We start from the raw sequence: 21,267 nt of genomic DNA, 5'->3' as shown, positions 1-21,267 counted from the left end.
GCCCGCTTGTCACCGCCTGGCGCCGTATGGCGCCGCCAGGGTTTGAGGAGAAGGTGAATGGCCGCAGTTCAGGAAACCGTCGATCACGTCAAGTCGCTCGACGTGAGCGAATATAAATACGGCTTCGTGACCGAAATCGAATCCGAGCGTTCCGCCCAGGGGCTATCGGAGGAGACCGTTCGCTTCATTTCGGCCAAAAAGGGCGAGCCCGAATGGCTGACCGACTGGCGGATGGACGCTTATCGCCGGTTCTTGACCATGCGCGAGCCGACCTGGGCGCGCGTCGATCATCCGCCGATCAATTATCAGGACCTCTACTATTTCGCGGCGCCGAAGTCGGTGACCGGCCCCATGACGCTGGACGAGGTCGATCCCGAACTGCTCCGCACCTACGAGAAGCTCGGTATTCCGTTGCGTGAGCAGGAGATCCTGGCCGGGGTGCAGACCTCGCGCGTGGCGGTCGATGCGGTGTTCGACTCCGTCTCGGTCGCGACCACCTTCAAGGCCGAGCTCGCGAAGTCCGGCGTGATCTTCTGCCCGATCTCGGAGGCGGTTCATTCGCATCCGGACCTCGTGAAGAAATACCTCGGCTCCGTCGTGCCGGTGACCGACAACTTCTTTGCGACCCTGAACTCGGCGGTTTTTTCCGACGGATCGTTCGTCTACATCCCGCCGGGCGTTCGATGCCCGATGGAATTGTCGACCTATTTCCGCATCAACGAGCAGAATACGGGGCAGTTCGAGCGGACCCTGATCATCGCCGACAAGGGATCCTACGTCAGCTACCTCGAGGGCTGCACGGCGCCCAAGCGCGACGAGAACCAGCTTCATGCTGCCGTCGTCGAATTGATTGCGCTCGACGATGCCGAGATCAAATATTCGACGGTGCAGAACTGGTTCCCCGGTGATGCTGAGGGCAAGGGCGGCATCTACAATTTCGTGACCAAGCGCGGCGACTGCCGAGGTGATAATTCCAAGATCTCTTGGACCCAGGTCGAGACCGGCTCCGCGATCACCTGGAAGTATCCGTCCTGCATCTTGCGCGGCGACAATTCGCGCGGCGAGTTTTACTCGATCGCGATCTCGAATGGTCGCCAGCAGGTCGATAGCGGCACCAAGATGATTCATCTCGGCAAGAATACGACGAGCCGGATCATTTCGAAGGGGATCGCGGCCGGAAAGTCCGACAACACCTATCGTGGGTTGGTGTCGGCGCATCGCAAGGCGACAAACGCGCGTAATTTCACCAATTGCGACTCGTTGCTGATCGGCGAATATTGCGGCGCCCATACGGTTCCGTACATCGAGGCCAAGACATCGACGGCGGTGTTCGAGCATGAGGCGACGACGTCGAAGATCTCCGAGGATCAGTTGTTCTACTGCCGTCAGCGCGGCCTATCCGGCGAAGAGGCAACGGCTCTGATCGTCAACGGCTTCGTGCGCGACGTGCTCCAGCAGCTGCCGATGGAATTTGCGGTTGAAGCTCAGAAGCTAATCGCAATCTCGCTCGAAGGCAGCGTGGGCTGACCTTCTTATGAGGCTCGGCCATCAGGTCGAGCCGACCTTTATTGCTTTGACGATGCTGCCGCTCAGGCCGCCGACACGACACGAACTGCAGGAACGATTATGCTGGAAGTCAAAAACCTTCACGTCGAGATCGACGGCAAGAAGATCCTCGACGGGTTGAATCTCACGGTCAAGAACGGCGAAGTCGCCGCCATCATGGGACCGAACGGGTCCGGCAAATCGACCTTGTCCTATGTGATCGCGGGTCGCTCCGACTATGAGGTGACCGAGGGCGAGGTTTTGCTCGACGGTGAAAATATTCTTGAGATCGATCCCGAGGCACGAGCCGCGAAGGGCATCTTCCTGGCCTTCCAATATCCGGTCGAGATCCCCGGTGTTGCGACGATGACGTTCCTGAAGGCATCGCTCAACGCTCAGCGCAAAGCGCGTGGCGAGGCTGAACTGTCGACGCCGGACTTCATGCGGACGGTGCGCGACGCGGCCGCCAAGCTCGAGGTCAATCCTGACATGATGAAGCGGCCGCTCAACGTCGGTTTCTCCGGTGGCGAGAAGAAGCGGATGGAAATCCTGCAGATGGCCCTGCTACAGCCGCGCTTCGGCCTCCTCGACGAAACCGATTCCGGCCTCGACATCGATGCGCTGCGGATCGTTGCCAATGGCGTCAACGCGCTGCGGAGCCCGGATCGCGGCTTCGTGGTCATCACCCATTACCAGCGCCTGCTCGACTATATCGTCCCGGACACGGTCCACATCATGTCCAAGGGCCGGGTCATCAAGACAGGGACGGCGGATCTCGCGCTCGAACTCGAAAAGAACGGCTACCGCGATTACGTCGCCGACGCGGCGTGAGGGCAAGCTCCATGTCAGCCGAAATCACTCTCATGAAGACACCGGCCGAAACCAGGCTTGGTGATTATTTCGAAGCGATGCGCGCCACGACCGATCGCTCGGGTTTGGCAGCCTATCGCGCCGATGCCTTCGCGCGATTTGCCGCCAAGGGCCTGCCGCACCGCCGCATCGAAGCTTGGCACTACACAGACCTTCGGAGCATGCTGCGGGAGGCCTTCGCGCCTGCACATCTCGCTGACGATGCGGGTGTCGCGGCTGCCAAAGCGCATGTCGCCGCGATGCCCAATCCGGTCGGGCCGCGCGCCGTGCTGCTCGATGGCGTCTATCGACCCGATCTTTCCAGCGTCGCGACGCTCCCGGCCGGCGTCACGCTGGTGTCGGTTCTCGACCGTCTCGCCAATGGGGCGCTCGGCGATGCTCTCTCGGCGGCCGAAGCGCTCGGGACGCCTGAGGCTATTCTCGCGCTCAACGCTGCGCTGATGCAGGGCGGCATTGCGCTGACGGTTTCGCCCGGCACCTCCGTGGTCGAGCCGATCGAACTCGTGTTCCTCGCGACGGCGGGTGTCCAAGCCTCGATTTCAACGCGCTCGCTCATTGAGGTCGGCGCTGGCGCATCGCTCACCTTGATCGAGCGACATGTCGCGCTGGGCGAGGCCGACAACCAGGGGAACCATGCCCTGATCGTGGCGCTCGGCGACGAGGCTGCCATCGATCATGTGGCGCGGATGGACGGCTTCTCCAAATCGTCGGTGCAGCTTGGCACCGTGTTGGCGCGCATCGGCTCGAAGGCTCGCTTCGCCTCGTTCACGCTCATGACCCTGCCCGGCGTCACGCGCCGGCAGAGCTTTCTCGAATTTGCCGGCACACATTCGGCCGCCGACTTCAAGGGCGTGTCGTTGCTGGACGGCCGCTCGCATGCCGACACGACCTTGATCGTGACCCATACGGCGGCCCATTGCGAGAGCCGCGAATACTACAAGACGATCCTCGATGGCGAGTCGACTGGCGTCTACCAAGGCCGCGTCGTCGTGGCGCCCGGCGCGCAGAAAACCGATGGGAAGATGCTCAGCAAAGCGCTGTTCCTGGCCGATGGCGCCAGCATGTTTAACAAGCCGGAACTCGAGATCTTCGCCGACGATGTGGTCTGCGGCCATGGCGCGACTGTCGGTAATCTCGATGAAAACCAACTCTTCTATCTCCGCGCGCGGGGTATTCCACGCAAAGACGCCGAGACGCTGCTGCTGAATGCGTTTGCGGCCGACGCGATCGATGGTGTCGCGACCGAGGAACTCCGCCAGGAATTGACCGGGAGCGTCGAACAATGGTTGCACAACCGCGAGTCATGACCGACGCCGAGCCGGCAGCTTTCGATGTCGAGCGCATCCGCGCCGATTTCCCGATCCTGTCGGTTCGGCCCTATGGCAAGCCGCTGGTGTATCTCGACAATGCCGCTTCGGTGCAAAAGCCGAAGGCGGTGATCGAGCGGATCACCTACGCCTATGAACATGAATATGCCAATGTGCACCGCGGCTTGCATTACCTTGCCAATGCCGCGACCGAGGCTTTCGAGGGCGCGCGCGAAAAGGTGCGTGCGTTTCTGAACGCGGGCTCGACCGACGAGATCATCTTCACCCGCTCGGCCACCGAAGCCATCAACCTCGTGGCATCGTCGTTTGGGCAGGCGCATATCGGGGAGAGCGACGAGATCGTCCTGTCGATCATGGAGCATCACTCCAACATCGTTCCGTGGCATTTTCTGCGCGAGCGCAAAGGCGCGGTGCTGACTTGGGTCGATGTCGAGGACGACGGTTCGTTTCAGATCGAGGCGTTCGAGCGCGCCTTGACGGAGCGGACCAAAATCGTCGCGATCACGCATATGTCGAACGTGCTCGGCACGATCACGCCCATCAAGGAGATCATCCGCATCGCACATGAGCGCGGCATCCCGGTGTTGGTCGATGGGTCACAGGGCGCCGTGCATCTCGATGTCGACGTGCGTGATCTCGATGCTGATTTTTATGTCTTCACCGGGCATAAGCTCTACGGCCCGACCGGCATTGGCGTGCTCTACGGCAAGCGAGATCTGATGGCCGCGTTGCCGCCGTTCAACGGCGGTGGTGAGATGATCGATGTCGTGACGAAGGACACGATTTCCTACAATGGTCCGCCGCATCGCTTCGAAGCTGGGACACCGCCGATCGTGCAGGCGATCGGGCTCGGGGCCGCCGTCGATTACGTGGATGCGATCGGGCGCCCGGCGATCCGGGCCCACGAGGCCGCTCTGACCGCCTATGCGCATGAACGCCTCGGGCGTATGAACTCGCTCCGGATTTTCGGTACCACGCCAGACAAAGGCGCGATCTTGTCGTTTGAGATGAAAAACGCCCATGCCCATGATGTGGCGACCGTCATCGATCGGTCGGGTGTTGCGGTTCGCGCCGGGACTCATTGCGCGATGCCGCTGATGCAGCGTTTCGGTGTCACCTCAACCTGCCGCGCTTCCTTTGCAATGTATAATACGTTCGACGATGTCGATAAACTCGCCGAGGCCCTGACCCGGGCCGAAGCTCTTTTCGCGTGAGGCTCATGTCTAATCCATCAGTTCCGGCCCCGGCGTCGGCCGCCGCCACCGAGGACGCCCAGCCCAATCGTCCGGCCATCGCGCAACCCTCCGACATCACGCCGGAGGAGATCGATCGCCTGACAGAAGGCCTCATCACGGCGCTGAAGACCGTCTATGATCCTGAGATCCCGGTCGACATCTACGAACTCGGACTGATCTACCGGATCGACATCGACGATAGTCGTTTTGTGTCGGTCGATATGACGCTGACCGCGCCGGCTTGTCCGGTTGCGGGCGAAATGCCGGGCTGGGTCGAAACCGCGGTCGCAGGCGTTCCTGGCGTTGCGGGTGCTAAGGTGTCGATGGTGTTCGATCCGCCGTGGGATCAAAGCCGCATGTCGGACGAGGCCCGCGTCGCTCTCGACATGTGGTGACGTCCAGGCCCGGTCCGCTATTGAACCGGGCCGACCACGACCTCTAGGCCGAAACGCTTGTCGACACGGGCTCACAGAGCCAAGCGTCGAGATCATCGGAGGCGCGTTGGCTCATGGCCTTTTTCTTGGCGACAGCCTTTTCAGGGCCGCGCAGCCGCTTTCCATCCTCCGCTTTGGGGACCATGGCTAGTGGCGGGAACAGGCCGAAGTTGACATTCATCGGCTGAAACGACGGTGGCCCGCTATCGATCGTCTCGAGATGGCCGCCTGTGATGTGGTTGATCAGCGCACCGATCGCAGTGGTCGGTGGCGGGAGCGACACCGCAGTGCCGAGCCGCTCGGCCGCCGCCATTCGGCCCGCCATCAGCCCGATCGCGGCACTTTCGACATAACCCTCGCAGCCTGTGATCTGCCCCGCGAAGCGCAAACGCGGCATCGCCTTGAGGCGCAGCAGCGGATCGAGCACCTTGGGTGAATTGAGGAACGTGTTCCGGTGCAAGCCACCCAAGCGAGCGAATTCCGCCTGTTCGAGACCGGGAATCATCCGAAACACTGCTGTTTGCTCGGCATATTTCAGCTTCGTCTGAAAACCGACCATGTTGTAGAGCGTGCCGAGCGCGTTATCCTGACGCAACTGGACGATCGCGTAAGCCTTCACGGTCGGGTTATGCGGATTGGTCAAGCCCACAGGCTTCATCGGGCCATGTCGCAGCGTTTCCCGGCCACGTTCCGCCATCACTTCGATCGGCAGGCAGCCGTTGAAATAAGGCGTCCCCTCGAACGACTTAAAGCCGACCGTATCGCCCGCCACCAGGGCATCCAGGAACGCCTCATATTGCTCGCGATCCAGCGGACAATTGATGTAATCAGCCCCCGTGCCGCCAGGGCCCATTTTGTCGTATCTGGACTGGAACCAGGCCTTGTCGAGATCGATCGTGTCGCGATGGACGATCGGCGCGATGGCATCGAAGAAGGCGAGCTGCTCTTCCCCGGTCAGGCTCCCGATGGCGGTCGCGAGCGCCGGCGAGGTCAACGGACCCGTCGCCACGATGACATTGTCCCAATCGGCAGGCGGGAGGCCGTCGATCTCGCCGCGTTCGACCGAAATCAGCGGATGGTTCGCGATGGCGGTTCCGACAGCTCGCGAGAACCCGTCGCGGTCGACCGCCAGCGCACCGCCAGCCGGGACCTGATGCCGATCCGCGCAGGCCATGATGACGGAGCCGAGCCGGCGCATCTCGCGATGGATGACGCCAACCGCATTGGTGCTGGCATCATCCGAGCGAAAGGAATTGGAACAGACGAGCTCGGCAAGCCCGTCGGTGCGATGCGCTTCAGTTCCGCGAACCGGACGCATCTCGTGCAGCACGACAGGCACACCGGCTTTCGCGATCTGGAAGGCCGCTTCGCTGCCAGCTAAGCCGCCACCAATGACGTGAACGGGTTTGATCATATGGATTGGATTCATACCGCAACCTAAAGCAGGAACGCGGACATGTGAACGGCTGGCCACGACCAGAACCGATGAACGGCATAAACCGAAAACGCCCGCCGGGGGAGGACCGGCGGGCGTTCTGACGTCACGGGGGCATCGGCCACACCCGCGAACCAGATGAATTCAGTCGTGGATACGAGCGCCCTGACGTACGACGTCTTCAATATCCGACCGGCCGATGCCGAGGTCGTTCAATTCGCGATCCGACAGACGCGACAGTTCCCGAACCGACTCGCGGAAACGGCGCCAAGCATGCAGCTTTGCAGAGAGAGTTTTGATCATAGCACTGTTCCTTCTTATTAAGTCGTCGCTCAACTATCTGCTGCGCCACGACCGCTTTGATGCAGTGCAATATATCGAAAATCGCAGCGTCGATAACCCGTCTCGTCTTAAGCCCACCCATGCGCGAAACGCATGACGATCTTAGCAAACCGCTAAGACAATCAAGCTAATGCGACTCGATCCGGTCCGTGGACCCGGCCGAAGTTGCTGCGCTGCTGCAGTTCGCCAAAGGTGCGATGTGAAAATCGCATGACGTCCGGAGGTCAGACGCGGAGACTGCGCGGTATTTAGGTAGATGCCGGATGTCGGATGTAGTGGAGATATTGCATCGCACCATCGGGTTAATCATCCTCGGGGCGCATCGCACGATGCGAGAGGGTGACGGGTTTATTCGGCGGCAGCCTCAAGCACCAAGGGCCGACGCTTCAACACGTCTCGCAGGAAGCGCCCTGTGTGGCTGGCCTTCGAGCGCGCGATATCTTCGGGTGTTCCTGTCGCCACGACCTGACCGCCGCCGCTCCCGCCTTCCGGTCCGATGTCGACGACATAATCGGCTGTTTTGATGACTTCGAGATTATGCTCGATGACCACGACCGTATTGCCTTGATCGACGAGTTCGTGCAGCACTTCGAGTAGTTTGGCGACATCGTGAAAATGCAGCCCCGTCGTCGGCTCATCGAGAATGTAAAGCGTCCGCCCGGTGGAGCGTCGCGACAACTCCTTCGACAGTTTGACGCGCTGGGCCTCGCCACCCGACAAGGTATTGGCCTGCTGCCCGACCTTGATGTAGCCGAGCCCGACGCGTGCCAGCGTCTCCATCTTCTCGCGGATCGACGGTACCGGTTTGAACAGCGTCGCGGCCTCCTCGACCGACATGTCGAGCACATCGGCGATCGAGTTGTCGCGATACTTGACCTCTAATGTCTCGCGTCCGTAGCGCTTTCCTTTGCAGACGTCGCAGGTGACATAGACGTCGGGCAGGAAGTGCATTTCGATCTTGATGACGCCATCCCCCTGGCACGCCTCGCAACGGCCACCCTTCACATTGAAGGAGAAACGGCCTGGCAGGTAGCCGCGCGCTTTGGATTCCGGCAAGCCGGCGAACCATTCGCGGATCGGCGTGAACGCTCCCGTGTAAGTGGCCGGATTGGACCGCGGCGTCCGCCCGATCGGCGACTGATCGATGTCGATTACCTTGTCGATGTGTTCGAGGCCCTCGATCGCGTCATGCGGGGCAGGGTGATCGATGGCTCCGTTCAGTCGCCGCGCGACCGCCTTGTAAAGGGTGTCGATCACCAGCGTCGACTTGCCGCCCCCCGACACGCCCGTGACGCATGTGAAGGTGCCGAGGGGCACGTCGAGCGTCACGTTCCTCAAATTATTGCCGCGCGCGCCGGTGACGCGCAGGTGATCGCCATTCTTAGCCTTGCGCCTCGTGCGCGGCACGCCGACCATCTTGACGCCGGTCAAATATTGCCCGGTGAGCGAATTGGGGTCCGCCATGATCTGCTCGGGCGTACCGGCCGAGACGATCTCGCCGCCGTGGATGCCGGCGCCGGGCCCGACATCGACCACGTAATCGGCCGCTCGGATCGCATCTTCGTCATGCTCGACCACGATGACGCTGTTGCCGAGCCCCCGTAAACGCCGCAGCGTGTCGAGGAGCCGCTCGTTGTCGCGCTGATGCAAGCCGATGGATGGCTCGTCCAAAACGTAAAGCACGCCTGTGAGGCCGGAGCCGATTTGCGACGCGAGCCGGATGCGCTGGCTTTCGCCGCCCGAAAGGGTGCCGGCTGCGCGCGCAAGCGTCAGATAATTAAGCCCGACATCGAGCAGGAAGGTGAGTCGATCACGGATTTCCTTGAGAATGCGGGCCGCGATCTCATTTCGTTGCGGGTCGAGTTTCTCGGGAAGCGAGGCAGCCCAGTCGAGGCATGCGCGGATGGGAAGATCGCAAACCGCACTGATGGTCTGCATGTCGATCTTCACGGCGAGCGCTTCGGGCTTGAGCCGCGTGCCGCTACAGGCGAGGCACGGTGTCGCGCTCATGAAGCGGCCGATCTCCTCGCGCGCAAATTCGCTCTCGGTCTCCTTGAAGCGCCGGTCGAGATTATTGACCACGCCTTCGAAAGCCTTGTTGACCGCATAAGACCGGACGCCGTCGTCATAGGCGAACCGAACCTCCTCGCTCCCGGATCCGAACAGAATGACGTTCTGGACCTGTTTTGGCAGCCTCTCCCATCGGGTATCGAGCTTAAAGCCGAAATGCTTGCCGAGCGCGTCGAGTGTCTGGACATAATAAGGTGAGGTGGATTTTGCCCAAGGCGCGATCGCACCGCGCTTCAACGTCAACGTGGTATCGGGGACGACGCGCTCCGGATCGACCGACATCTGAAAGCCGAGCCCGGCGCAGATCGGGCAAGCGCCAAACGGATTGTTGAACGAGAACAGCCGTGGCTCGATCTCTGCGATCGTAAACCCCGAGACAGGGCAGGCGAACTTCGACGAGAAGGTTATTTCCCGGTCTTGACCGTCTGCAGGATCGGTAAGTTCGACGACCGCTATGCCATCCGCGAGCTCTAGCGCGGTCTCAAAGCTTTCGGCGAGTCGCGTCGCGATATCGGGCCGCACGACGATCCGATCGACAACGACACCGAGGTCGTGTTTGAACTTCTTGTCCAAAATCGGGGTCTCATCGATGGGGTAGAACTCCCCATCGATCTTGAGACGCTGAAACCCCTTCTTCTGATATTCGGCGATTTCCTTGCGGTACTCGCCCTTGCGGCCGCGAATGGCTGGCGCGATCAGGTAAAGGCGCGTTCCCTCGGGCAAGGCCAGAACCCGGTCGACCATCTGGCTGACGGTCTGGCTCTCGATCGGCAATCCGGTCGCGGGCGAATAGGGAATCCCGATCCGCGCCCAGAGCAGGCGCATGTAATCATAGATTTCCGTGACGGTGCCGACGGTGGAGCGGGGGTTCTTCGACGTGGTCTTCTGTTCGATCGAGATCGCTGGCGACAGTCCGTCGATCTGGTCGACGTCCGGCTTCTGCATCATCTCGAGAAACTGGCGCGCATAGGCCGAGAGGGACTCGACATAGCGGCGCTGTCCTTCGGCATAGATCGTATCGAAAGCCAGCGACGACTTACCCGACCCGGACAGCCCCGTGAACACGACAAGTTTGTCGCGTGGGATGACGAGATCGATGTTCTTGAGATTGTGCTCCCGCGCGCCACGGACCGTGATCGTGCGGCCGTCAAACGCCGGAGTTGTGACGCCGACGAGCGTCTCAACCGGCTTGGCCGAAGGCGGCAGCGCGGGGGCCTGCGAAACCACGAGTGCTTCCGAGGCGGGCGCATCCGCTTCACCAGCCTGTTTCTGTCTCCGTGCCATGCGGCCTCATGCCTTTTTGCAACGCGACGCCCGTCCCGCCAGCACGGGGCCGCAGCGACAAGGCTCGACGCGCGAGCGGAACCTCGGATGGTACCGAGTGGGTATCAAAGCTCTGTCCCGATTGGAACAGAAAAAGAACAAAATCCGTGGACGACGTGTCCGAACCTGTGATCTGAGCCTGCAAACGGCTCGGTTTGGCTTGCGCCTCCGGGGCCAAACGGCGCAGGATCATCGGCAGAACGACAACGGTCGATTGAGTTTTTGAGGAGTTGGTGATGGCGGGTAGCGTCAACAAGGTGACCCTGATCGGCAATCTCGGCAAGGACCCGCAAGTCCGTCGCATGAATTCGGGTGAGGCGGTCGTCAATCTGACGATCGCGACGTCCGAAACATGGCGCGACAAGGCGTCGGGCGAGCGCAAGGAAAAGACCGAGTGGCACAACGTCGTGATCTTCAACGAGAATATCGCGAAAGTCGCCGAGCAATATCTGAAGAAGGGCTCGAAGGTCTATGTCGAGGGACAGTTGCAGACTCGGAAATGGACCGACAAAGATGGTGCCGAAAAATACACGACCGAGGTGGTGCTGCAGCGCTATCGCGGTGAACTGACGCTGCTCGATAGCCGCGGGTCTGGCGGTGACTTCGGTGGCCGCGAGGAGGGCGGTTCCTTCGAGCGCCCGTCTGGCGGGGGCGGCTCAGGGTCCAGCTACGGACGGAGCGCGTCGGACCAACGGTCGAGCAGTGGACCGAGCAACACCGGCGGTGGGCGCTTGTCCGAGACGATCGACGACGACATCCCGTTCTGATCGCTTCTCCGCCACGGTTGGCCTCGCAGGCGCTTTCCAGTAGAGATAACGGCTTGAACTGTTTGGGAATCGAAGTTTTTGGCTGAGCACGACAAAGATCGACCGGACGAATCGTCGGGTATCCGACCGGTCTCCATTACGGACGAGATGAAGCGGTCCTACCTCGATTACGCCATGAGCGTCATCGTGAGCCGCGCCCTGCCGGATGTGCGGGACGGGTTGAAGCCGGTGCATAGGCGCATTCTGCATTCCATGCAGGAAAACAATTACTTACCGGACAGGCCTTACGTTAAGTCAGCGCGGATCGTGGGCGATGTGATGGGCAAGTACCATCCCCATGGTGACAGCGCGATCTACGACGCCATGGTCCGCATGGTGCAGACCTTTTCGATGCGGCTGCCGCTGATCGATGGGCAGGGTAATTTCGGCTCCATCGACGGCGATCCTGCAGCCGCGATGCGGTACACGGAGTCACGTTTGGCGGCTCCGTCGTTGGCGCTGATCCAGGACATCGACGAAAACACGGTCGACTTCCAACCTAACTACGACGGCAAGGAGAGCGAGCCCGTCGTGCTGCCGGCGCGGTTTCCGAATCTGTTGGTCAACGGTGCCGGCGGCATCGCGGTCGGCATGGCCACCAATATTCCGCCGCATAATCTCGGCGAAGTCATCGATGCGGTTATCGCATTGATGGATCGGCCCGACATCACGATCGACGACCTCATCGAGATCGTGCCAGGCCCGGATTTCCCCACAGGAGGCGCGATCCTCGGACGAAGCGGCATCCGCTCGGCCTATCATACGGGCCGCGGCTCGATCCCGATTCGAGCCAAGGTTTTGATCGAGGAAATCCGCCGCGATCGCGAAGCCCTGATCGTGACCGAAATTCCGTATCAGGTGAACAAGACGACGCTGATCGAGAAAATCGCCGAGCTGGTCCGCGAGAAGCGGGTCGAGGGCATTTCCGAATTGCGTGACGAATCCGATCGCGACGGCATGCGGATCGTGATCGAGATCAAACGCGACGCGGTGCCGGACGTGGTGCTGAACCAGCTCTGGCGCTACACCTCGCTCCAGAGCAGCTTCGGCGCCAATATGATCGCGCTGAACGGCGGCCGCCCGGAAGTCCTGAACCTCAAGGATATCCTGGTCGCATTCTTGGATTTCCGCGAGACGGTGGTGACCCGTCGGACCAAGTTCCGCCTCAACAAGGCGCGTGACGCGGCCCATGTTCAGGTCGGTCTCGCGATCGCGGTCGCCAATATCGATGAAGTGATCCGCTTGATCCGCACATCGCCCGATACGGCGGCGGCGCGCGTCTACTTGATGGAACGGGCCTGGCCCGCCCGTGATATGGCGCCCCTGATCACGCTCATCGCCGACCCGCGTCACGCGCTGGCGGAGGATGGCACCTATCGCCTGTCGGAGGCGCAGGCCCGTGCCATCCTCGAGTTGCGCCTCGCTCGTTTGACCGCTCTTGGTCGCGACGAGATCGCCGAGGCTTTGAACAAGCTGGCGGTCGAAATCGCCGATCTGCTGGAAATCCTCGGGTCGCGCGCTCGGATCTTCGACATCGTGAGAGGCGAGCTTCTCGCGATCCGCATCGCTTATGCGACGCCGCGCCGGACCATGATCCTCGACAGCGATGCCGACATGGATGACGAAGACCTCATCCAGCGCGAGGATATGGTCGTGACGGTCAGTCACGCCGGCTATATCAAACGCGTGCCGCTATCGACCTACCGGGCGCAACGGCGTGGCGGCAAAGGCCGCTCGGGCATGCAGACCCGCGACGAGGATTTCGTCTCGCGTTTGTTCGTCGCCAATACGCATACCCCGATGCTGTTTTTCTCCTCGCGCGGGCAAGCGTACAAACTAAAGGTATGGCGGTTGCCTCTCGCGGCCCCGCAGGCGCGGGGCAAGGCGCTGGTCAACATCCTGCCGCTCGAACTGGGTGAGCGGATCACCACCATCATGCCGATGCCGGAGGAAGAGGCGAGTTGGGATACGCTGGACGTGATGTTCGCGACGACACGCGGCACCGTGCGGCGCAACAAGCTAAGCGACTTCGCTCAGGTCAATCGGGCCGGCAAAATCGCGATGAAGCTCGATGAAGGCGACGGCATCGTCGACGTGCAGATCTGTGCGGAAAGCCAGCACGATGTTCTGCTGACGACGGCCCAGGGCCAGTGCATCCGCTTTGCGGTTGGCGACGTGCGGGTCTTCAAGGGTCGTGACTCGATGGGTGTCCGTGGCGTGTCGCTCGCCGAGGGCGACAAGGTGATCGGCCTGTCGATCCTGCGGCACATGGAGGCAGAGCCGGGCGAGCGGATCGCATACCTCAAGCGGCGCCGTGCCCGCGAGGGCGTGGTGGAAGACGATATCGAACACGAGGTCGTCGGTGAGAACGGCGACGCCCCGGATGGGCCCGACACGCTGTCGCCGCAGCGCTATATCGAGATGTCTGAAGCCGAGCAGGACATTTTGACGATTTCGGAGCGGGGCTTCGGCAAGCGAAGCTCGTCGTTCGAGTATAGGCTGACGGGACGCGGCGGCAAGGGTATCGTCGCCATGGTGACCAATACCCGCAACGGCAAACTGGTGGCGTCGTTCCCGGTCGAACATGCGGATGAGATCATGCTGGTGACGGACGGTGGTCAGTTGATCCGCTGCCCGGTCGAAGGCATCCGCGTCGCTGGCCGCAACACGCAAGGCGTCATCGTGTTCAACACCGCTAAGGACGAGAAGGTAGTGTCGGTCGAACATATTCCCGAGGCGGCTGACAGCGGCACGGATGTCGGCGGGGCGGACCTCGACGAGGAGCCGGAGGCCTGATGGCTCGAACCGGCCTCTACACGGGGTCGTTCGATCCTCTCACCAACGGACACCTCGATGTCATCTCGGCCGCAATGGCGATTTGCGATCGGCTCGTCGTGGCGATCGGGGTTCATCCCTCGAAGACGCCGCTTTTCGACGCTGCCGAGCGGGCCGCACTGATCCAAGCAGAATGCGCGTCCATCGCGACGGTTGCCGGATGCGACGTCGAGGTCGCTACCTTTGATGGGCTCGCTGTGGAGGCGGCGCGTCGGTGCGGCGCTACTCTGATGCTCCGCGGGGTGCGGGACGGCACCGACCTCGATTATGAAATGCAGATGGCTGGAATGAATGCGGTCCTGGCGCCGGAGGTCAGGACCGTGCTGATCCCGGCTTCGGCGGCAAGTCGTTTCATTACGGCGACCTTGGTTCGTCAGATCGCCGCGATGGGTGGGGATATTTCAGCGTTTGTGCCAGCCAGCGTCGCCGCTGCGATTCACACCAAGATCGGCGTCAAGCCAAGACCTTAGGTCACGATCGCGTCAGAGCGGCGTATCGAGGACAGTATGGCTCAGTCCAAGCTGCGCCGTTCGGGCCTGAGCCTCGCGAAGCATCGGAATGATATCTGCGGTTCGTTCGGCCACGATATAATTGACCTCCGCGCTCGGGCGAACGAAGCCATTCTCGCGCATATGCTCGAGAAGCGCGACAAGCGGCTGCCAAAACCCGTCGATATCGGCGATCAGCACGGGCTTGGTGTGGCGTTCGAGCTGCACCCACGTCATCTGCTCGACTAATTCTTCCAACGTGCCGATGCCGCCGGGCAGGGCGACGAAAGCGTCGGATCGCTCGAACATCATCTGCTTGCGGGTGTGCATGTCGGGGACGACGATCATCTCCTGTGCGTCGCTCAGCACGAGTTCACGATCGCGAAGGAAGTCGGGGATGATGCCGGTCACATGACCGCCATGGGCCAGAACCGACCGGGCCGTCGCGCCCATCAGACCCGCGTTGCCGCCTCCATAGACGAGGCCGATTCCGGCTTCCGCCATGGCGCGTCCAAGCGCTTCGGCCGTTTGGAGATGGTGCGGGTTCGTGCCGCTCGCGGAGCCGCAGTAGACGCAGATTGATTTCAGATCGCTCATGGGGACGCTTGTCGCCCGAGCCGTCGGATGGGTCAAGCGCGCGTCACGTTGCCCGATTCGGCCACATCCAATCGAAACGATAACGGCCATGTTAAGGATTCTGTAAAGTTTATTGGAACCTGGGGCGAAGACTCGCTAGCGTGCTCTCAAAGAGGAGCACGATGATGTTGGCCTGGCTGAGGAGCCCACGTGGGAGCGTTACGACTACGATCCTGGTCGTGCTCGTTCTTTTGGCGTTCGGCTTCGCGTTCTGGCGAGGCGGTCAACACCCGACCCCGTTCGCCTTGATGACCCCGCCTGCGGTCAAGCCTGCTCCTTTGTTCGGCACGGATGCATCGACCAGCCAGCCCAAGAAGCCGATCACAAATTCTGCGAGCGAGGCGGCACCGGCCCCTTCGCCGACCTCGACCATGGCGTCAAATCCGACCGCGACGGCATCATCGACCGGATCGACGTCGTCCGCCGGGCAGCCAGGCGCAAGCGTCGCGCCTCTCAGCAAGACAACAGACCCGCTTGCCGCGCCTGCGACTAACCCGACCGGCGGAGCGGCTGCGCCGAGCTTCGATGTTGTGCGCGTCGAGCCGACCGGTGAGGCGGTCGTCGCGGGGCGCGGTGAGCCCGGCAGTGAGGTGTCGCTCGTCGATCGGGGCGTCGTTGTGGCCCATATGACGATCGACGGATCCGGACAATTCGCTCTGTTGCCACCCACTCTCGGCGAAGGGGAGCATTACCTGACCCTGCAGACCGCGAAGACCGGCCAGGGGCCGGTTCCTTCGAGCCAATCGGTTGCGGTTTCGATCGCCAAGAGCGGCACGGCGAAGCCGATGGTGGCCATTCTGTCACCGGATCAACCGGCCCGTGTCTTGTCGGACGGTACACCGCTCGTGTCATCGGTCGCGACGGCCGGCCCATCCGCTCCCGTGTCGATCCAAAGCGTCGAAGCCGGGCAGGGTGGTCAGTTCACGGCCTCGGGATCGGCTCATGCAGGGAACCAATGCCGCGTGTACCTCAATGGCGCGTTTCTGGCCGACGTCACGGCCGGAAAAGATGGCCGTTGGTCCGTCAAGGTCGAGCATGGGATGCGACCCGGCAAATATACCGTGCGGGCCGATGAGTTGGAGGCGGCGAGCGGTAAGGTGGTCAACCGGGCCGAGGTGCCGTTCGATTATCCCGCCGCCGGCGCGATCGGGCGTGGGAAGCGCATGCTGATCGCGAAGGCGCCGCCTGCTACCCCATCGAAGGCCATGGCGGGCGCGCAGCAGCAGCTTGGCGCCACCCACCCATCCGTGGTCGCATCGAATGCTCCTCCCTCGGCCTCGGCTGGGCTTGCCTCCGCCTCGCCTGGGCTTGGGGGAGCGGCGTCAGCGACCGATGGCTCCCGTGCCATGCCGGGTGTCGCCGGCCCCGCTTCGACGTCGACTGCACTTGCGACGTCCGGAACCCCCAACATCGCGAGCCCTGGCGCCGCACGATCGACCGATACGGCACCGACAGAACCGGGCGCTGCGTCGGATGGAGCGGCGGCAGCCGCGATCGTGGCGCAACTGCAATCCGCAACGGTGATCCGGGGCGACAGCCTGTGGAGGATCAGCCGTAAAATGTTGGGGCATGGGGTCGCCTATACCGAGATTTACGCCTCGAACGCGACGCAGATTCGCAACCCGAATCTGATTTATCCCGGTCAAATCTTCGTCGTGCCGAACCGCGCGACCAACTGAACATCAATGGCGTGGTTGTAAGGGTTCTAAATCGGGCTTTTGGCGCTATATAGACGCCATGCTCAAACGTCACTGCTTCTCGGCTTCCGGCGCCGTATGACCCATCAAACCCTGCCGGTGGCCGGGCCTGCCGCGCCATCAAAACCGCGCGTCAAAGCCGAGGCCAGTCTCTTCACGACTGTCCGCAATCTTTGGCCTTACATCTGGCCGAGCGACCGGGCCGATCTCCGCCGTCGCATTTATGCGGCGCTCGTTTTGCTGATCGTTGCCAAACTCATCACCATTGCGATCCCCTATTCGTTCAAATGGGCGACGGATGCCGTGGTCGGCAAAGCGGATCATGGTCTCGGCTTCCTCCCGTCCGACATGACGGGGCCTGTGGCGCTGACTGTGGCCTATGGGGTCCTCAGGATCGTCATGGCGCTGTTTACGCAAGGGCGCGACGCCTTGTTTGCGTCCGTCGCGATGCATGCTGTGCGTCGTCTCGCGACAGAAGTCTTTGTGCATCTGCACGAACTGTCGCTGCGCTATCATCTCGAGCGCAAGACGGGTGGCTTGACCCGCGTTTTGGAGCGGGGGCGCACGGCGATCGAGACGATCGTGCGGATGATCATGCTGACCGGCGTCCCGACCGCTGTCGAATTCGTGCTGATCCTCGCGGTTTTCACGCTTCAGTTCGACTGGCTTTACGCGCTCGCGGTCACGATCATGATCATCGCCTATATGCTGTTCACGACGGTGGCGACGAATTGGCGCATCGCGATCCGCCAGTCGATGAACGAAAGCGATCAGGACGCGAATACGAAGGCGATCGACAGTCTCCTCAATTTCGAAACCGTGAAATATTTCGGTGCCGAGGAGCGCGAGGCGGATCGTTATGATCGGTCGATGGCGCGATACGAGAAACTCAGCGTCAAGACCTACACGTCATTGGCCTTTCTCAATGCTGGTCAGGCGCTGATCTTCAGCGTCGGTCTTGCGGTCGTCATGATCATGTGTCTGCGCGGCATCCGGGCCGGTCACAACACTGTCGGCGATTTCGTTCTCGTCAATGCCATGATGATCCAGCTCTACCAGCCCTTGAACTTCATGGGCCTCGTCTACCGCGAGGTCAAACAGGCCATCATCGACATCGAACTGATGTTCTCGATTCTCGATCAATCGGCCGAAGTGAAGGACAAGCCGGGCGCGCGTGACCTGAAGGTGACCGAAGGGCGGGTGCGTTTCGAGCATGTGAATTTCGGCTACGACCCGGCGCGGGAGATCCTGAAAGACGTCTCGTTCGAGATTGCACCCGGCCAGACGGTTGCGGTCGTCGGCCCCTCCGGCGCCGGCAAGTCGACGCTGTCACGGCTGATGTTCCGCTTCTACGAAGCCTCGTCCGGTCGCATCACCATCGATGGGCAGGATATCCTGAACGTGACCCAAAAATCCTTGCGGTCGGCCATCGGCATGGTTCCGCAGGATACGGTGCTGTTCAACGACTCGATCGAGTACAACATCCGATATGGGCGCTGGGAAGCCAGCCCCGAGGATATCCGCGAGGCCGCCAAGGACGCGCAAATTGACCAGTTCATCATCTCTGTGCCCGGCGGTTATGACGCGCAGGTCGGTGAACGTGGCTTGAAGCTTTCGGGGGGTGAGAAACAGCGCGTTGCGATCGCACGCACCATCCTCAAGGCGCCGCCGGTGCTGGTGCTCGACGAGGCGACGTCGGCGCTCGATAGCTTTACCGAACGCGAAATTCAGGATGCGCTCGTGCGCGTTTCCCGCGGGCGGACCACGCTGGTCATCGCGCATCGGCTGTCGACCGTAGTGGCGGCAGATCAGATTCTCGTTTTGGTCAAGGGCGTGATCGCCGAACGCGGCACCCACGACGAGTTATTGCTGCGCGGGGGCACTTATGCGGCCATGTGGAACCGCCAACGTCAAGCCGATGCCGCACGGGATGCTCTCCGCCGCGCCGATGAAGAGGGCGATGACCTGCCGGAGAACTCCTTCGAGCCTGCTTCCGGATCGGCTCGCGCCGCAGAGTGATGCCTTGTCTCAACCGTGCGGTGCACAGCCAACAGGCATGATGCTCAGCGGGTGACTTCGCACACAAACAATGCGAAAATGTTGACTCATTCGGAAGGGCGCTGAAGACCTGATGTCTATGTTTGCGAGTATTCGACGGCAGCTCACGCCCGTTCATCCGGAAGGCTATATTTTCATCGCGGCCTTTGCGGTCGTGGCCCTGATCCTCGATTGGATTTGGAGCCCGCTCGGCTGGATCGGTGGGATCGCGACGCTCTGGTGCGTCTATTTCTTCCGCGACCCACAGCGCGTGACGCCCATGCGGGAAGGCTTGGTGATATCACCCGCCGATGGCGTGATTTCGTCGATCGGTTTCTTCGTGCCGCCCTCGGAACTCGGATTGGGCGACCGGCCCATGCAGCGCATTTCGGTGTTCATGAGTGTGTTCGATTGCCACGTCAATCGGGCGCCGATGACCGGCCGAATCGTGCGGATCGCTTACAAACCCGGCTTGTTCGTAAACGCCGATCTCGACAAGGCCAGCGAAGATAACGAACGATCCAGCATGGTGCTGGAAACCGCGAGCGGCCGGATCGGTGTCGTGCAGATTGCCGGTTTGATTGCCCGCCGCATCGTGTCCTTCGTGCGTGAAGGCGAGTCGATCGGCGCGGGGGATCGCTTCGGTCTTATCCGGTTCGGGTCCCGCGTCGATGTCTATCTTCCCGAAGGCGTGCGCGTGTTGGTCGGCCATGGATCTCGAGCGATCGCGGGCGAAACCGTACTGGCCGATGTGAAGGGGGCGGAGTCGTCACGGAGCTTCAAGGCTGGTTAGGATCGTGCCATGACCGGAATGACCGAGGAGGGCTCCACCGGATCGATCGGTGGTGCAGGTCAGCAGATCGCACGACCCGCGGTATCGGGATTGACGGTATCCGGGATGTCGATGCCTGATCTTCTGGCCGGCATGCCGTCGGACCGTGCTCGCAAGGCGGTCGACCTCGTCGACTGGCTCATGCGATCGGATAGACGCACCGCATCCAAGTCGCTGATCGAGGAATTATGCGAGCGGATGATCGAGGCGGGTTTGCCGCTTGATCGTTATGCCTCGTCGACCTCGATGGTCACGGCAGAGCATGATGCAGTGGGCCGCTATTGGGTCCGCGGCGAAGGTGTGACCGAAACCGTCTATGTTCAGACGGAAGAACGAGCTCCAGAGTATCTCGCAAGCCCCTATTATCTTGCGGCACAAACCCAGCAATGGGTCGAGGTCTGGATTCCCGACACGTCGGATGACCGGTTCGGTATCGTCAAATCACTTCGCGATCGCGGCATCACGCATTACATCTGCGTTCCGATCTTGCTTACGAATGGCGCCAATGCCTGGGTGACCTTCGCGACGCGACAGCAGACCGGGTTTTCGAAGCTCGATCTGATGACGATCGCGTTTTGGATTCCGCCGCTGACGACCCGCATCGATGCGCGGCTCGGGTGGTCCACCCTCGACAAGTTGCTTCGCACCTATGTGGGCGATGAACCGCACCGCGCCATTTTGGCGGGCCGCGCGAAGCGGGGGCAGGTCTCAACCATACGGGCCGCGATGCTGGTGGCCGATCTCCGCGACTCGACTGGCCACATGGCCGAACTTAGTGCGGTCCAGGCTGTCGATCTCTTCAACGATTTGTTCGATTGTCTCGTGCCGCCGGTCGAAGAGCGACGCGGCGAGGTGTTGAAATATCTGGGCGATGGCCTTTTGGCTGTCTTCCGCGAAACGAAGGAGCGGTCCTGCGACGCATCCGATCGGGCGCTTGAGGCGGCAGAAGCGGCTCTCGACGCGGTGGATGCCTTCAACCGGCTGCATCCGGATCGTCGACCCATGGAAATCGGAATAGCCTTGCATTACGGCGAAGTGGCCTATGGCAACGTCGGATCCGGCCTGCGGCTGGATTTCACCGTGATCGGGCGGGATGTCGCTCTGGCCAGTCGGATTGCCAGCATGAATGCCAAATTGAGCCAGCCTCTGCTGCTGTCGGCCGCCTTCGTCAATCACATGCGACGCGGTGCCGAGCAAATCGGGCTGTTCCCCGCTCGTGGCTTCACCGAAAAGGTCGAAATCTTCCGGCCCGGTCCAAGGCCGCTGCTGGGCGCGGCTGAGTCGATGGCGCGAGATGATGATCGACAGATGACGGCGGATCATGTTTGAAGAAGCTCGCGGCGGGGCGCGCTGC

The 21,267-nt window shown here is 61.6% G+C and carries 16 protein-coding genes; 12 read left to right on the top strand and 4 right to left on the bottom strand.

The genetic code is table 11. The features are described from left to right. Positions 1 to 57 precede the first annotated feature (57 nt). From sufB to EY713_RS17470, 5 genes are all read left to right on the top strand, one after another. Positions 58 to 1,527 carry a Fe-S cluster assembly protein SufB gene (gene sufB, locus EY713_RS17490; protein ID WP_131117303.1) on the top strand — a complete coding sequence of 490 codons (1,470 nt, stop codon included), beginning with the start codon at positions 58 to 60 and terminating at the stop codon, positions 1,525 to 1,527. A 99-nt stretch (positions 1,528 to 1,626) separates the two neighbouring features. Further along, entirely contained in the window at positions 1,627 to 2,376 is a 750-nt protein-coding gene (gene sufC, locus EY713_RS17485; RefSeq protein WP_131117299.1) for a Fe-S cluster assembly ATPase SufC, read from the top strand. A gap of 11 nt (positions 2,377 to 2,387) precedes the next feature. Beyond that, the gene (sufD, locus tag EY713_RS17480; protein ID WP_131117296.1) at positions 2,388 to 3,722 is read left to right on the top strand and encodes a Fe-S cluster assembly protein SufD; all 1,335 of its coding nucleotides are present in this window, start codon (positions 2,388 to 2,390) and stop codon (positions 3,720 to 3,722) included. Then, positions 3,719 to 4,957, top strand: a complete 1,239-nt coding sequence (locus tag EY713_RS17475; protein WP_131117293.1) for a cysteine desulfurase — start codon at positions 3,719 to 3,721, stop codon at positions 4,955 to 4,957. Before sufD ends, EY713_RS17475 begins: the two co-directional genes overlap by 4 nt. Before the next feature lie 5 nt (positions 4,958 to 4,962). Beyond that, positions 4,963 to 5,373, top strand: coding sequence for an SUF system Fe-S cluster assembly protein (locus EY713_RS17470; protein ID WP_131117290.1), 411 nt, complete (start codon positions 4,963 to 4,965; stop codon positions 5,371 to 5,373). Positions 5,374 to 5,416: 43 nt separating this feature from the next. Here the strand turns inward: EY713_RS17470 and trmFO are convergent, their stop codons facing one another. The 3 genes from trmFO to uvrA all read right to left on the bottom strand — a co-directional run bounded on the left by trmFO (position 5,417) and on the right by uvrA (position 10,543). After that, a complete protein-coding gene (trmFO, locus tag EY713_RS17465; RefSeq protein WP_170314090.1) occupies positions 5,417 to 6,826 on the bottom strand; it encodes a methylenetetrahydrofolate--tRNA-(uracil(54)-C(5))-methyltransferase (FADH(2)-oxidizing) TrmFO in 1,410 nt (469 codons plus the stop codon). 165 nt (positions 6,827 to 6,991) lie between these two features. After that, the gene (locus EY713_RS17460; protein ID WP_131117285.1) at positions 6,992 to 7,150 is read right to left on the bottom strand and encodes a DUF1127 domain-containing protein; all 159 of its coding nucleotides are present in this window, start codon (positions 7,148 to 7,150) and stop codon (positions 6,992 to 6,994) included. Between the two features lie 387 nt (positions 7,151 to 7,537). Further along, positions 7,538 to 10,543, bottom strand: a complete 3,006-nt coding sequence (gene uvrA / locus EY713_RS17455) for an excinuclease ABC subunit UvrA (protein ID WP_131117282.1) — start codon at positions 10,541 to 10,543, stop codon at positions 7,538 to 7,540. 275 nt (positions 10,544 to 10,818) lie between these two features. Here uvrA and ssb point away from each other — a divergent pair, with 275 nt between their 5' ends. The 3 genes from ssb (at position 10,819) to coaD (ending at position 14,693) form a co-directional block, all read left to right on the top strand. Further along, positions 10,819 to 11,349: a single-stranded DNA-binding protein gene (ssb, locus tag EY713_RS17450; RefSeq protein WP_131117279.1), complete on the top strand. Its 531-nt coding sequence runs from the start codon at positions 10,819 to 10,821 to the stop codon at positions 11,347 to 11,349. A gap of 147 nt (positions 11,350 to 11,496) precedes the next feature. Then, positions 11,497 to 14,184, top strand: a complete 2,688-nt coding sequence (gyrA, locus tag EY713_RS17445; RefSeq protein ID WP_245572768.1) for a DNA gyrase subunit A — start codon at positions 11,497 to 11,499, stop codon at positions 14,182 to 14,184. Continuing rightward, on the top strand, positions 14,184 to 14,693 hold the full coding sequence (coaD, locus tag EY713_RS17440) for a pantetheine-phosphate adenylyltransferase (RefSeq protein ID WP_131117275.1): 510 nt from the start codon (positions 14,184 to 14,186) through the stop codon (positions 14,691 to 14,693). Before gyrA ends, coaD begins: the two co-directional genes overlap by 1 nt. 12 nt (positions 14,694 to 14,705) lie before the next feature. Here coaD and EY713_RS17435 read toward each other — a convergent pair whose 3' ends face one another. After that, complete coding sequence (locus tag EY713_RS17435) at positions 14,706 to 15,308, bottom strand: LOG family protein (RefSeq protein ID WP_170314088.1); 603 nt, start codon at positions 15,306 to 15,308, stop codon at positions 14,706 to 14,708. A 161-nt stretch (positions 15,309 to 15,469) separates the two neighbouring features. Here EY713_RS17435 and EY713_RS17430 point away from each other — a divergent pair, with 161 nt between their 5' ends. The 4 genes from EY713_RS17430 to EY713_RS17415 all read left to right on the top strand — a co-directional run bounded on the left by EY713_RS17430 (position 15,470) and on the right by EY713_RS17415 (position 21,242). Beyond that, positions 15,470 to 17,026, top strand: a complete 1,557-nt coding sequence (locus tag EY713_RS17430; RefSeq protein ID WP_131117273.1) for a LysM peptidoglycan-binding domain-containing protein — start codon at positions 15,470 to 15,472, stop codon at positions 17,024 to 17,026. Positions 17,027 to 17,122: 96 nt separating this feature from the next. Further along, the gene (locus EY713_RS17425) at positions 17,123 to 19,063 is read left to right on the top strand and encodes an ABCB family ABC transporter ATP-binding protein/permease (RefSeq protein WP_131117271.1); all 1,941 of its coding nucleotides are present in this window, start codon (positions 17,123 to 17,125) and stop codon (positions 19,061 to 19,063) included. A gap of 112 nt (positions 19,064 to 19,175) precedes the next feature. Beyond that, a complete protein-coding gene (locus EY713_RS17420; protein WP_131117269.1) occupies positions 19,176 to 19,874 on the top strand; it encodes a phosphatidylserine decarboxylase in 699 nt (232 codons plus the stop codon). 9 nt (positions 19,875 to 19,883) lie between these two features. Continuing rightward, on the top strand, positions 19,884 to 21,242 hold the full coding sequence (locus tag EY713_RS17415) for an adenylate/guanylate cyclase domain-containing protein (protein WP_131117267.1): 1,359 nt from the start codon (positions 19,884 to 19,886) through the stop codon (positions 21,240 to 21,242). The last annotated feature ends 25 nt before the right edge of the window (positions 21,243 to 21,267 follow it).

The sequence above is a fragment of the Lichenihabitans psoromatis genome (assembly GCF_004323635.1).
Classification (GTDB): domain Bacteria; phylum Pseudomonadota; class Alphaproteobacteria; order Rhizobiales; family Beijerinckiaceae; genus Lichenihabitans; species Lichenihabitans psoromatis.
The sequence above is the reverse complement of the archived record's forward strand: the minus strand, read 5'-3'. Positions and strand labels throughout refer to the sequence as shown.

Bases quoted from the DNA above. Each gene is read 5' to 3' on its own strand.
- EY713_RS17475 (WP_131117293.1), top strand. From the start codon at position 3,719: ATGACCGACGCCGAGCCGGCAGCTTTCGATGTCGAGCGCATCCGCGCC.
- EY713_RS17430 (WP_131117273.1), top strand. From the start codon at position 15,470: ATGATGTTGGCCTGGCTGAGGAGCCCACGTGGGAGCGTTACGACTACG.
- sufD (WP_131117296.1), top strand. From the start codon at position 2,388: ATGTCAGCCGAAATCACTCTCATGAAGACACCGGCCGAAACCAGGCTT.
- sufB (WP_131117303.1), top strand. From the start codon at position 58: ATGGCCGCAGTTCAGGAAACCGTCGATCACGTCAAGTCGCTCGACGTG.
- EY713_RS17435 (WP_170314088.1), bottom strand. From the start codon at position 15,308: ATGAGCGATCTGAAATCAATCTGCGTCTACTGCGGCTCCGCGAGCGGC.
- uvrA (WP_131117282.1), bottom strand. From the start codon at position 10,543: ATGGCACGGAGACAGAAACAGGCTGGTGAAGCGGATGCGCCCGCCTCG.
- EY713_RS17415 (WP_131117267.1), top strand. From the start codon at position 19,884: ATGACCGGAATGACCGAGGAGGGCTCCACCGGATCGATCGGTGGTGCA.
- EY713_RS17420 (WP_131117269.1), top strand. From the start codon at position 19,176: ATGTCTATGTTTGCGAGTATTCGACGGCAGCTCACGCCCGTTCATCCG.
- ssb (WP_131117279.1), top strand. From the start codon at position 10,819: ATGGCGGGTAGCGTCAACAAGGTGACCCTGATCGGCAATCTCGGCAAG.
- sufC (WP_131117299.1), top strand. From the start codon at position 1,627: ATGCTGGAAGTCAAAAACCTTCACGTCGAGATCGACGGCAAGAAGATC.
- EY713_RS17470 (WP_131117290.1), top strand. From the start codon at position 4,963: ATGTCTAATCCATCAGTTCCGGCCCCGGCGTCGGCCGCCGCCACCGAG.
- EY713_RS17460 (WP_131117285.1), bottom strand. From the start codon at position 7,150: ATGATCAAAACTCTCTCTGCAAAGCTGCATGCTTGGCGCCGTTTCCGC.
- gyrA (WP_245572768.1), top strand. From the start codon at position 11,497: ATGAAGCGGTCCTACCTCGATTACGCCATGAGCGTCATCGTGAGCCGC.
- EY713_RS17425 (WP_131117271.1), top strand. From the start codon at position 17,123: ATGACCCATCAAACCCTGCCGGTGGCCGGGCCTGCCGCGCCATCAAAA.
- trmFO (WP_170314090.1), bottom strand. From the start codon at position 6,826: ATGATCAAACCCGTTCACGTCATTGGTGGCGGCTTAGCTGGCAGCGAA.
- coaD (WP_131117275.1), top strand. From the start codon at position 14,184: ATGGCTCGAACCGGCCTCTACACGGGGTCGTTCGATCCTCTCACCAAC.